Annotated in this window: 11 protein-coding genes and 1 tRNA gene; 8 read left to right on the top strand and 4 right to left on the bottom strand. The window is 62.6% G+C overall.

Annotated features, from left to right (window positions below; translation table 11 throughout):
- Nucleotides 1-76 (top strand) — tRNA-Glu (locus BLS60_RS10855).
- A gap of 236 nt (nucleotides 77-312) precedes the next feature.
- The gene (locus tag BLS60_RS10850; protein ID WP_070881861.1) at nucleotides 313-747 is read left to right on the top strand and encodes an acyl-CoA thioesterase; all 435 of its coding nucleotides are present in this window, start codon (nucleotides 313-315) and stop codon (nucleotides 745-747) included.
- 4 nt (nucleotides 748-751) lie between these two features.
- Here the strand turns inward: BLS60_RS10850 and BLS60_RS10845 are convergent, their stop codons facing one another.
- Nucleotides 752-1,141, bottom strand: a complete 390-nt coding sequence (locus BLS60_RS10845) for a hypothetical protein (protein ID WP_092367782.1) — start codon at nucleotides 1,139-1,141, stop codon at nucleotides 752-754.
- Nucleotides 1,142-1,312: 171 nt separating this feature from the next.
- Between BLS60_RS10845 and BLS60_RS10840 the strand changes: the two genes are divergently transcribed.
- Nucleotides 1,313-2,293: a tRNA dihydrouridine synthase gene (locus BLS60_RS10840; protein ID WP_092367779.1), complete on the top strand. Its 981-nt coding sequence runs from the start codon at nucleotides 1,313-1,315 to the stop codon at nucleotides 2,291-2,293.
- 8 nt (nucleotides 2,294-2,301) lie between these two features.
- On the opposite strand, the gene BLS60_RS10835 is transcribed toward BLS60_RS10840, so the two are convergent.
- On the bottom strand, nucleotides 2,302-3,048 hold the full coding sequence (locus BLS60_RS10835) for an SDR family oxidoreductase (protein WP_092367776.1): 747 nt from the start codon (nucleotides 3,046-3,048) through the stop codon (nucleotides 2,302-2,304).
- A 120-nt stretch (nucleotides 3,049-3,168) separates the two neighbouring features.
- On the opposite strand from BLS60_RS10835, the gene BLS60_RS10830 reads away from it, so the two are divergent.
- Nucleotides 3,169-3,618: an Hsp20 family protein gene (locus BLS60_RS10830; protein ID WP_070881864.1), complete on the top strand. Its 450-nt coding sequence runs from the start codon at nucleotides 3,169-3,171 to the stop codon at nucleotides 3,616-3,618.
- Nucleotides 3,619-3,670: 52 nt separating this feature from the next.
- Here BLS60_RS10830 and BLS60_RS10825 read toward each other — a convergent pair whose 3' ends face one another.
- Together BLS60_RS10825 and BLS60_RS10820 are read right to left on the bottom strand one after the other, a co-directional pair.
- Nucleotides 3,671-6,598, bottom strand: a complete 2,928-nt coding sequence (locus BLS60_RS10825; protein WP_092367773.1) for a bifunctional diguanylate cyclase/phosphodiesterase — start codon at nucleotides 6,596-6,598, stop codon at nucleotides 3,671-3,673.
- 90 nt (nucleotides 6,599-6,688) lie between these two features.
- The gene (locus BLS60_RS10820) at nucleotides 6,689-7,594 is read right to left on the bottom strand and encodes a LysR family transcriptional regulator (protein WP_070881866.1); all 906 of its coding nucleotides are present in this window, start codon (nucleotides 7,592-7,594) and stop codon (nucleotides 6,689-6,691) included.
- A gap of 158 nt (nucleotides 7,595-7,752) precedes the next feature.
- On the opposite strand from BLS60_RS10820, the gene leuC reads away from it, so the two are divergent.
- From leuC to leuB, 4 genes are all read left to right on the top strand, one after another.
- On the top strand, nucleotides 7,753-9,180 hold the full coding sequence (gene leuC, locus BLS60_RS10815; RefSeq protein ID WP_070881867.1) for a 3-isopropylmalate dehydratase large subunit: 1,428 nt from the start codon (nucleotides 7,753-7,755) through the stop codon (nucleotides 9,178-9,180).
- Nucleotides 9,181-9,190: 10 nt separating this feature from the next.
- Nucleotides 9,191-9,838, top strand: a complete 648-nt coding sequence (leuD, locus tag BLS60_RS10810; RefSeq protein ID WP_092367770.1) for a 3-isopropylmalate dehydratase small subunit — start codon at nucleotides 9,191-9,193, stop codon at nucleotides 9,836-9,838.
- 21 nt (nucleotides 9,839-9,859) lie between these two features.
- Nucleotides 9,860-10,624 (top strand): class I SAM-dependent methyltransferase, encoded by a 765-nt coding sequence (locus BLS60_RS10805; RefSeq protein WP_092367767.1) that lies wholly within the window; start codon nucleotides 9,860-9,862, stop codon nucleotides 10,622-10,624.
- Between the two features lie 168 nt (nucleotides 10,625-10,792).
- Complete coding sequence (gene leuB, locus BLS60_RS10800; RefSeq protein ID WP_070881870.1) at nucleotides 10,793-11,875, top strand: 3-isopropylmalate dehydrogenase; 1,083 nt, start codon at nucleotides 10,793-10,795, stop codon at nucleotides 11,873-11,875.
- The last annotated feature ends 45 nt before the right edge of the window (nucleotides 11,876-11,920 follow it).

The following is an 11,920-nucleotide window of genomic DNA, read 5'->3' as shown; positions in this document are numbered from 1 at the left end:
GTCCCCTTCGTCTAGTGGCCTAGGACACCGCCCTTTCACGGCGGTAACAGGGGTTCGAGTCCCCTAGGGGACGCCAATTTGCCCGCTCTGCGGGATTTTTAAGGGTCACTTCTCACGAAGTGACCCTTTTGTTTTTGTGCGCTCGAAAACGTATGGCCGAACGCATGGCGCTCGATGCGCTTGCGTTGTCTGAACGAAAAAACCTACTGTCTGGCCCTGAATCTGGTTCGTGTCGATAAAGGAGCGTTGCATGAAGCTGATAGCGGATGCCGCAGTGCAAGCGGTAGGTCACGCGGCGGCGGGGTCTCTGCGATGAACTGGGATCGCCCGAATCCCTTCACGCTGGAGCTGGTGGTTGCCAGCGATGAGATCGATGGCCTGGGCCATGCCAATAACGCAGTGTACGTGACCTGGCTGGAGCGCTGCGCCTGGCGCCATTCGCAGTCGCTTGGGCTGGATCTGGTCGAGTACCGTCGTCTGGATCGCGCCATGGCGGTGGTACGCCATGAGATCGACTACCTGAGCAGCGCGTATGAAGGCCAAGAGCTGCAGCTGGGGACCTGGATCGTCGAGTCCGATCAGCGCTTGAAGATGGACCGCTGCTTTCAACTGATTCGCCCTCAAGACGGTGCAACGCTGCTGCGCGCGAAAACCACCTTCGTTTGTATCGAGTTGTCCAGCGGCAGGCCGAAGCGCATGCCGCCGGAATTCGTCGAGGGCTATGGCAGGGCGTTATTGCCGCTCTGACAGGCTATGGCTGCGGTGCCAAAAACAGCTTCTGCGCCTCGTATACCGCCTGGTAGCGGCGCACTTCACCGGGCAGCAGGAGAATTGACTGGCTGCTCACCAAATCGATCTCTGCGCAAAATCCCTCTCGCGCTGGCGTGACCACGACGCTTCGCTCGCCGCTCGGAACGTCCAGCGTGACGCTTTGGCCAGCCGGGATGGGCACGATCAGTTGCTCATCTACGCGCAACTGCAGATCGCAGGCATTGGGCGCGTTGCGGTCGCGACTGACGATCAGCTTGGCACTGGCCGCCGGATCAATCGGTACGCCTTCGGAGATCGGGGCTGCGGCGAAGATCGCAGGGGCGGGCAGTAGCAGCGCAAGCAGGCTGCCGGTCAGCAGAAGTCGGGTCATCGTCGGTCCAGGCGAGGCGTAGGTACTGCAATGGACTGCGTGCAGCGGTGTGACGTTCAGCCGACCGGTAGCTGTCCTGTCGAGGTGCGCATCGTTACACTACGCGCCGCTTCGGCCGGCGTGCCGTTGCCGCTCGTGTATTGAGCTTCCGTCATCTTCGAGAGAACCGTTATGCAGATCGCCCTGGCGCCCATGGAAGGATTGGTCGACGACATCCTTCGCGATGTGCTGACCCGGGTCGGCGGTATTGACTGGTGCGTGACCGAATTCATTCGCGTCACGGATCGGGTGCTGCCGCGCTCCACCTACCGCAAGCTGGCCCCGGAGCTGTTCAACGGTGCGAAGACCGCTGCGGGCACGCCGTTGCGCGTGCAGTTGCTCGGCTCCGATCCGCAATGCCTCGGTGACAACGCCGCCTATGCCTGCAAGCTCGGCGCGCCGGTGATCGACCTGAATTTTGGCTGCCCGGCGAAGACCGTGAACAAGTCGCGAGGCGGGGCGGTTCTGCTCAAGGAGCCGGAGCTACTGCACGCGATAGTGCGTGAGGTGCGCCGTAGCGTACCGGCGGCGATTCCGGTTACCGCGAAGATGCGCCTGGGGTTCGATCACAAGGACTGGGCCATCGACTGCGCCCAGGCTCTTGCCGAGGGCGGCGCCTCGCAGATCGTCGTGCATGCGCGCACCAAGGTCGAAGGCTACAAGCCGCCCGCTCACTGGGAGTGGGTAGCGCGGGTACAGGAAGCCGTGGCGGTGCCGGTGTACGCCAATGGCGACATCTGGTCGCTGGAAGACTGGCGGCGCTGTCGCGAAGTCAGCGGTGTCGAGAACATCATGCTCGGCCGCGGTGTGGTGGCGCGACCCGATCTGGCGCGGCAAATCGCTGCCGCGCGGGTAGGGCAGGACGCGGGTGTGATGAGCTGGGAAGAATTTCAGCCGCTACTTGCCGACTTCTGGCTGCAAGCGCGCCGCAAGATATCCCCGCGTTATGCGCCTGGGCGGTTGAAGCAATGGCTGGCGATGCTCACGCGCAGCTATCCACAGGCGGTGGAGCTGTTTGCTCAGCTGCGCCGTGAGACCAACTGTGAGCAGATCGATGCGCTGCTCGGTGTGGCCTTCCTGCCGCGCCAGGACGATGCGCGCGAGGCGCTCTAGCCGCCAGCTCAGCGTCCGCCGCTGACGTCGAGCAGCGTGCCGGTGGTGTAGGACGCTTGGTCCCCTGCCAGCCAGAGAATCGCCTCGGCTACTTCTTCGGCCAGCCCGCCGCGGCCCAGGGGAATATGCCCGGCCACGCGTGCGACGCGCCCCGGCTCGCCGCCGCTGGCATGGATCTCGGTGTCGATCACGCCAGGTCGCACCGCATTGACGCGGATGCTGTCAGCGGCAAGCTCTTTGGCCAGGCCGACCGTCATGCTGTCGACGGCGCCCTTGGCGGCAGCGTAGTCGACATATTCCTCAGGCGCACCGAGCCGCGCGGCGATCGACGATACGTTGACGATGGCGCCTCCGCGTCCGCCCGCGCGGGTGGACATCCGCTTTACCGCCTCGCGACTGCACAGGAAGCTGCCGAACACGTTGGTGGCGAATACCCGCTGCCAGCGCTCCAGCGACATCGCTTCGAGGCGCATCTGCTGTTCGAGAATGCCCGCGTTATTGACCAGTACATCGAGCTGGCCAAAACGCTCATCAATGGCGGCGAACAGGTGGCTGACCTCAGCTTCGCTGGCCACATCGGCTTTTGCCGCCAGGGCGATGCCGCCCGCGCGGCTGATCTCGCCGACCAGGGCATCGGCAGCCTCGGTTTGCTGGCGATAATTGACCACCACCGCATAGCCGCGCTGCGCCGCCAGGCGAGCGGTGGCAGCGCCGATGCCGCGGCTGGCACCGGTAATCAGGATCACGTTGCTCATCGTGAAATCTCCATTTTGGAAGCCCTTGAAATTTTTTCGGGCATCCACATTTTCAGTATTGCGGGATGCCGAAGTCGGGTCTCGCACGTTATCACTCGCTGAAATCTCAGGAGATTTACCATGAGCACTGCATTTTCCATGACCCCACTGTTCCGTCAGTCGATTGGCTTCGACCGCTTCAACGATCTGTTCGAATCGGCGATGCGCAACGATACGAGCAGCAGCTACCCGCCCTACAATGTCGAGAAGCATGCCGACGACCAATACCGCATCATTGTCGCTGCGGCTGGTTTCCAGGACGAAGATCTCGACCTGCAGGTGGAGCGTGGCGTACTGACCGTGACCGGCAGCAAGCGCGCGGGTAATGGCGAGAACGTCACGTACCTGTATCAGGGCATCGCTCAGCGCTCCTTCAAGCTGTCGTTCCGTCTGGCCGACCATATTGAAGTCAAGAGCGCCAACCTGATCAACGGTCTGCTCAATATCGAGTTGGAGCGTCTGGTTCCGGAAGAGGCCAAGGCCAAGCGCATCCCTATCGGTAGCACTGAGCGCCCGGCGCTGGAGAGCTGATTTCCCGCTGTGCACTCACCTGAGAAGGCGCCCTTGTGGCGCCTTCTTTGTTTCAGCTGCGATGCAGGCGCTGCACGCTATGAGCAAGCAGCGTGCGGAACTCGGCAAGCGGTTGTGGGCGGCTGAACAGATAACCCTGATAACAGTGGCAGCCCTGGCTTTGCAGGAAGTCCAGCTGGCTTTGTTGTTCAACGCCTTCGGCGATGACCGCCAGGCCCAGACTGAGGCCAAGCGACAAGACGGCGCGAATGATCTCCGCATCACTGGGGTTGCTGGTGGCGTCGCGTACGAAGGACTGATCGATCTTCAGCACGTCTACCGGCAGGCGCTTGAGGTAGGTGAGCGACGAGTAGCCGGTGCCGAAATCGTCCATCGCAAAACTGACGCCCAGCTTGCGCAGGTGATTCATCTTGGCGATGGTGTCGTCGATATCCTGAATGACGATGCCTTCGGTGATCTCCAGCTTGAGCATGCCTGGTGGCAGCTTGTTCTTGCGCACGCAGTGCTCCACCCGCTCAACGAAGTCGGCCTGGCGAAATTGTCGCGTGCTGATGTTCACGCAGAGGCTGAAACGCTTGTCGATGGCGCGCTCTTCAAGCAATTGCGCGCAGACGCGACAGGCTTCGGCGAGCACCCAGGCGCCAACTTCAAGGATCAGCCCGCTTTCTTCCAGCACGTGGATGAACTGGGTCGGTGATTGTTCGCCGAGGGTGGGGTGCACCCAGCGCAGCAGGGCTTCGGCACCGATGATCTGGTCGGTGCGGGCATCCACCTGCGCCTGGAAGTAGAGTTCGAAGTCGCCGCGTGCCAGCGCCAGGCGCAACTCGTTTTCCAGCCGCAAGCGCTCACTGGCCGCGTGCTGCATGCTGTTGTGAAACAGCTGGATGGCGTTGCGGCCTGAGTCCTTGGCGCGATACAGGGCGATGTCCGCGCGCTTGAGCAGATCGGCCGGGGTGCGGCCATGGTCGGGAATCAGCGCGATGCCGATACTTGGCGTCACTTGCAGGCGGTGACCATTGAGCTGCATGGGTTCGCTCAGCAGCATGCGCAGCTTGTCCGCAGCGCTGAGGGCATGGTTGATGACTTGGTTGAGCTTGCCTTCGATGCCGGTCAGCAGCACCACGAATTCGTCGCCGCCCAGGCGGGCCACGGTATCTTCTTCACGAACGCTGACCTCCAGGCGTGCGGTGATCAGCTTGAGCACTGCATCGCCAACCGGGTGGCCAAGCGAGTCGTTGATGTGCTTGAAGTGATCGAGGTCAAGGAACAGCAGGGCGCCTCGCAATTTATGGCGCTGCAGCAAGGCGATCTGTTGAGTCAGGCGATCCATCAGTAGCGCGCGGTTGGGCAGGTTGGTCAGCGGGTCGTGGTAGGCCAGGTGCTGGATCTGCGCCTGCGCGGCCTTGAGCTCGCCGATGTCGCGCGCGGTGACCAGTAGACAGGCCTGCCCGTCGAGCTCGATCTGTTCGACCGCCACTTCCACTTCCAGGCTATTGCCGTTGCGATCCCAGCCACGCATTTCCATGCGCTGGATATGACCATCGCGGCGCAGGGTATCGAGGACCATCTGACGCTGTTCGGGATCCTCCCATATCTGCACTTCCACAGAGGTCTTGCCGATCACCTCATCGGCGCGGTAGCCGGTGAGACGAGTGAAACCGTCGTTGATCTCGATGTAGCGCCCCGTGTCGCGGGTGGTGATGGTGATGGCATCCGCGCTTGAGTGGAACGCCTTGGAGAACTTTTCCTGGCTGGCCTTGAGCGCGGCTTCGGCGCGCTGTTGTTCGGTAATGTCGCGGAACTTGCTCAGCACGCAAGGTTGACCGCTCAGCTCCAGACGTCGACACGACACCACGCAGGTCATGCTGAGCCCCTGCGGGTCGATCAGGTCGATGCGCTCGTCGTCCAGGTCCGTGCCGCTGAGGATCTTCCGGCGCAAACTGGAGGTTTCGGACAACGCCTGCCACGGCTGAAGCTTGAAGATGTTGCGCCCGGTCACTTCTGCCGAGCGCCAGCCGAACGCCTGGGTAAACGCCGGGTTGATTTCCAGGATGCGGCCTTCCGGCAGCGTGGTGACGCAGATCGGATCCGGGCTGGCCTGGAAGACGGTCGCGAATTTGCGCTCGGAGGCCAGCAGACGCTGCTCGCGCAGGGTGCGCTCGCTGGTATCAATGAGGATGCCGGTCATGCGCACCGGCTGCCCCAAGGCGTCGCGATGCAGCTTGGCGGTGCTCTCTAGATAGTGCACTTGTTTGTTCTGGTGCACCGTACGGTAGGTGACCTGATAATCCTGGCCGTCAGCTGGCAGCAGGTCCAGGTAGGCCTGGCGCATTGCCTGGCGGTCAGCGTCCGGGACCTGGGCGAAGAAATCCAGAAACGGGCCGTGAAAAGGCTCGGCTGGCAGGCCATGCAGCAAGGCTGCGCGTGCCGAGGCAAACATGGTGTTGCTGGGGATGTGCCAGTCCCAGGTGCCAAGAGCCGCAGACTCGAGCGCCATGCGCAGGCGCTCCTGGCTGTCCGCCAGTGCCTGGTCCTGGGCGCGCTGCCTGCTGATGTCGCGGATCACCCCGAACATCTTCTGTTGGCCGGCCTCGTCAGCCTGCAGGCTGCCGGTGATTTCCAGCCAGTGCAGGCTGCCATCGGGCCAATGAATGCGATGACGGATCGGCTCGGCGGTGGGAGAGCCATCGAGCACGGCCTGAAACATGCGCAGCACTTCGCTGCGATCTTCTTCAGGGATCAGCGCCATGTAGTCGACGGGCGCAGTGAGCGGGGCGTTGGGGTCGAGGCCGAACAGCTTCTGCGCACCGCGCGACCAGTTCACTTCGCCCGTGTCGACATTCCAGAACCACGCACCCAGCCCGGCTCCATTGATGGCGGCCAGCAGGTGCTGGGAGTCGTGCCAGGTCTTTTCGAACTCGGCCGGATCGAGCGCCGGAACATAGGGTAATGGTGGGCGTTTATTATTCGAGTGGCCCATAACCCTTCCTCTACAAGGTAACGCGGAACATGCGGTGAGGCGATCCTTTGCGCGCACCGTGGTGAGGCCGGTAATTGGCCTGCACAGGTATCACGTTAGCCGTTGCCCAGACGCGAAAGCAAGGTTGTCGCGATGGCTGTCGAGCAACTGCATAAAGGCCCGAGCGGCATTCGACAGCGTGCGCTCGGTATGCACGATGTAGCCTAGTTGGCGAGACAGCTGAATGCCCGGCAGCGGCAGGCGCGCCACCTGATCGTCGAGCATGGTTCGCGGCAGCACGCTCCAGGCCAGGCCGATGGAAACCATCATCTTGATGGTTTCCAGATAGTTGGTGCTCATGGCGATGTTGGGTATGAGGTCCTGGGCTTCGAACAGCCGATGGACGATGTGGTGAGTGAAGGTGTTGCCGCCGGGAAACACTGCCGGATGCAGGGCGACATCGGCCAGGGTCACGCCGCTGCCTTGCGCCAGGGGATGCTCCGGTGCGGTGACGAAGTCTAGCGGATCGTCCCACACCGCCACCGCGCGTACCGGCTCGCGAGTGTCCGGCGCCAAGGTGATCACCGCCAGCTCGGCGCGCCCATGGAACACTTCGTCATAGGCGACCTCGGAATCGAGGAATTGGATGTCCAGCGCCACCTGCGGGTGAGCACGCGTGAAGGCGCGCAGCAGGGGTGGCAGGCGGTGCAGGCCGATGTGGTGGCTGGTGGCGAGCGTCAGCCGACCGGTGATCTCGCCGTTGAGGTTGGTCAGCGCGCGGCGCGTGTCTTCCAGTACGTTGAGAATCTGGTAAGCGCGCGGCAGCAGCGCGCGGCCCGCTTCGGTCAGGCTCACCTCGCGGCCGAGGCGATCAAACAGGCGCACTCGCAGTTGCTGCTCGAGGCTGGCGATGCGCTTGCTCACGGCCGGTTGCGTCAGGTGCAGGCGCATGGCCGCTTCGGAAAAGCTGCCGAGCTCGGCAATGGCGATGAAGGCGTTGAGGGTAGCCAGGTCCATACGATTTTCCGCTGTCGGTTCGCGATATTCTCGCATTCTGTCAGGGAATGCTTTGGATGAAAAATATGAATTTGAGTAATTTGACGGCGAGTCGTAGCATTACCCCATAAGCCAAAGGGCTATTGCCCTGGCATAGAAAGACCGATGAGGACAGGCTGATGGCAGGCAAGACGCTCTACGACAAGTTGTGGGAAATGCACGAAGTGAAGCGACGCGACGACGGCTCGTCGCTGATCTACATCGACCGCCACATTCTTCACGAAGTGACGTCGCCCCAGGCCTTCGAAGGCCTGCGTCTGGCTCAGCGCAAACCATGGCGCATCGACGCCAACATCGCCACGCCGGACCACAACGTGCCGACCACCCGCGCCGAGCGCCAGGGCGGCCTGGAAGCCATCGCCGATGAGGTGTCGCGCATTCAGGTGCAGACCCTGGACGAAAATTGCGATGACTTCGGCATCCTCGAATTCAAGATGAACGACGTGCGTCAGGGCATCGTGCACGTGGTCGGCCCGGAGCAGGGCGCTACCCTGCCGGGTATGACCGTGGTCTGCGGCGACTCGCACACCTCCACCCATGGTGCGTTTGGCGCGCTCGCCCACGGCATCGGCACCTCCGAGGTCGAGCACGTGCTCGCCACCCAGTGCCTGATCGCCAAGAAGATGAAGAACATGCAGGTGCGCGTTGAAGGCAAGCTGCCGTTCGGCGTCACCGCCAAGGACATCGTGCTCGCGGTGATCGGCAAGATCGGCACCGCTGGCGGCAACGGGCATGCGCTGGAATTCGCTGGCAGCGCGATCCGCGATTTGTCTCTCGAAGGCCGCATGACCATCTGCAACATGTCCATCGAGGCCGGTGCCCGGGTGGGGCTGGTGGCCGTGGACGAAAAGACCATGGCTTATGTAAAGGGCCGTCCTTATTCGCCCAAGGGCGAGCATTGGGAGCAGGCCGTTGCTGTATGGCGTGACCTGGTCTCCGACGCCGACGCGCATTTTGACACCGTGGTCGAGCTGCGTGCCGAAGACATCAAACCGCAGGTCAGCTGGGGCACCTCGCCGGAAATGGTCTTGGCCGTCGACCAGAACGTGCCGGACCCAGCCCGTGAAAGCGACCCGGTGAAAAAGGATTCGATCACCCGCGCCCTCAAGTACATGGGCCTTGCGGCCAACCAGCCGATCACCGCTATTCAGCTCGATCGGGTATTTATCGGTTCCTGCACCAACTCGCGTATCGAAGACCTGCGCGCCGCAGCCGAGGTGGCCAAGGGCCGCAAGGTCGCCAGTACCATCAAGCAGGCGTTGGTCGTGCCGGGTTCCGGTCTGGTCAAGGCCCAGGCGGAAAGCGAGGGGCTGGACAAGATCTTCATCGAGGCTGGTTTTGAATGGCGTGAGCCAGGCTGCTCCATGTGCCTGGCGATGAACCCGGACAAACTCGGCAACGGCGAGCATTGTGCCTCGACGTCCAACCGTAACTTCGAAGGCCGTCAGGGTGCTGGTGGCCGTACCCACCTGGTGAGCCCGGCCATGGCCGCCGCCGCGGCGGTGACCGGTCGCTTTATCGACGTTCGCGAATTGATCCAGGCCTGAGGAGCACGACATGACACCTTTCACTCAACACACCGGCCTGGTCGCACCCCTCGACCGTGCCAACGTCGACACTGACCAGATCATCCCCAAGCAGTTTCTCAAGTCGATCAAGCGCACCGGCTTTGGCCCGAACCTGTTCGACGAGTGGCGTTACCTGGATGTCGGGCAGCCGAACCAGGACAACTCCAATCGGCCGATCAACAAGGACTTCGTGCTCAATTTCCCGCGCTACCAGGGCGCCAGCGTGCTGCTTGCGCGCGAGAATTTCGGCTGTGGCTCAAGCCGCGAGCACGCGCCCTGGGCGCTGGATGAGTACGGTTTTCGTACCGTGATCGCGCCGAGCTTCGCCGACATCTTTTTCAACAACAGCTTCAAGAACGGTCTGTTGCCGATCGTGCTGGCCGAAGAAGAAGTGGATGCGCTGTTCGAGCAGGCCGAGGCGCAGGAAGGCTATCAGCTGACCGTTGATCTCGCGGCGCAGACGGTCACTCGTCCCGATGGCGTGCAGTACCGCTTCGAGGTCGATGCGTTTCGCAAGCACTGCCTGCTCAATGGCCTCGACGACATCGGCCTGACCCTGCAGAACGCGGAATCGATCCGTGAGTTCGAGGTGGGTTATCAGCAGCGCCAGCCCTGGTTGTTCGGCGCTATCAAGTAGTCGGTTCGCTGGAGAGCTGTCATGTCGGATAAAGGTCACACCAGTGTGGTGCAGCGCCAGTTCGGGGAACAGGCCAGTGCTTATCTGAATAGTGCAGTGCATGCCCAAGGCAGCGAATTCGCGCTGTTACAGGCTGAGGTCAGCGGCCGTGACGAGGCTCGCGTGCTGGATCTGGGCTGCGGTGCTGGTCACGTGAGTTTCCAGATCGCACCGCAGGTCGGCGAGGTGGTGGCTTACGACCTCTCAGCGCAGATGCTCGAGGTGGTCGCCCGTGCCGCAGCCGAGCGTGGCCTGAGCAATCTGCGCACCGTACATGGCGCTGCCGAGCGTCTGCCATTCGCCGAGGGCGAGTTCGATTTCGTGTTCAGCCGTTATTCGGCGCACCACTGGAGTGATCTCGGCCTGGCTCTGCGCGAAGTGCGTCGAGTGCTCAAGCCCGGCGGCGTGGCGGCGTTCATCGATGTCGCGTCGCCGGGTCGGCCGCTGCTGGACACCTACCTGCAGAGCGTCGAGGTGCTGCGCGACACCAGCCACGTGCGCGACTATTCGCCGGCCGAATGGCTGCACCAGGTCAGCGAAGCTGGCTTGCAGGTGCGCAGCCACAGCCGGCAGCGGCTGCACTTGGAATTCGGCTCCTGGGTCGATCGCATGCGCACGCCTCAGGTGCTGCGCGAGGCGATTCTGGCCTTGCAGGGCGCCGTTGGCGAAGAAGTGCGTGAGTACTTCGAGATCACTGCCGACGGCTCGTTCAGCACTGACGTGCTGGTGCTCTGGGCGGAAAGATAAGGTTACGTGTTGTCTGTCGATGGGCCGCGCGCACCATTGACCCATGCCGCGAGGGCGTCGAACATGGCGCCCCTTTTGGGTTTGGGCAGTGCTCGCGGTCCGCTCCAGTTTCTAATTGTCGCCAGGCCATTCCGAGGCCCGGCGACCTGAGTTTCGAAGGAAAAAACGATGAGCAAGCAGATTCTGATTCTTCCCGGTGACGGTATCGGCCCGGAAATAATGGCCGAAGCGGTGAAGGTGCTGCGCCTGGCCAATGACAAGTACGCACTGGGCTTCGAGCTGTCGTTTGACGAGCTGGGCGGCGCTGCCGTGGACAAATATGGCGTGCCGCTGGCCGACGAAACCCTGGAGCGCGCGCGCGCTGCCGATGCCGTACTGCTGGGAGCGGTCGGCGGACCGAAGTGGGACAAGATCGATCCTGCCATCCGCCCCGAGCGCGGCCTGCTGAAGATCCGCTCGCAGTTGGGCCTGTTCGCCAACCTGCGCCCGGCCATCCTTTACCCGCAGCTGGCCGACGCTTCGTCGCTCAAGCCGGAAGTGGTTGCGGGCCTGGACATCCTCATCGTCCGCGAGCTGACCGGTGGCATCTATTTCGGCCAGCCGCGTGAGAGCAAGGTGCTGGATAATGGCGAGCGCATGGCCTACGACACGCTTCCGTACAGCGAAAGCGAGATCCGTCGCATCGCCAAGGTCGGTTTCGACATGGCCCGCGTACGTGGCAACAAACTGTGCTCGGTGGACAAGGCCAATGTGCTGGCCTCCAGCCAACTGTGGCGCACTGTGGTCGAGGAAGTGGCCAAGGATTATCCGGATGTCGCGCTGAGCCACATGTATGTCGACAACGCGGCCATGCAGCTGGTGCGTGCACCCAAGCAGTTCGACGTGGTGGTCACCGACAACATGTTCGGCGACATCCTCTCGGACGAAGCGTCGATGCTGACCGGTTCCATCGGCATGCTGCCGTCCGCTTCGCTGGATGCCAACAACAAGGGCATGTACGAGCCATGCCACGGTTCGGCACCGGATATCGCAGGGCAGGGCATTGCCAACCCGCTGGCGACCATCCTGTCGGTGTCCATGATGCTGCGTTACAGCTTCAACCAGACCCAGGCCGCCGACGCCATCGAGCAGGCCGTGAGCCGCGTGCTCGACCAGGGCCTGCGCACTGGCGACATCCATTCGGCGGGCACGACCAAGGTCGGCACGGCGGCAATGGGTGATGCAGTAGTCGAAGCGCTGCGTAGTCTGTAATCTTCCAGGCCGCCGGAAAGTGGCCGGCGGTTTGTTCATATAGGT

This window comes from Phytopseudomonas seleniipraecipitans, assembly GCF_900102335.1.
Classification (GTDB): domain Bacteria; phylum Pseudomonadota; class Gammaproteobacteria; order Pseudomonadales; family Pseudomonadaceae; genus Aquipseudomonas; species Aquipseudomonas seleniipraecipitans.
Note: the sequence above shows the minus strand (reverse complement) of the source record. Positions and strands in the feature narration are given on the sequence as shown.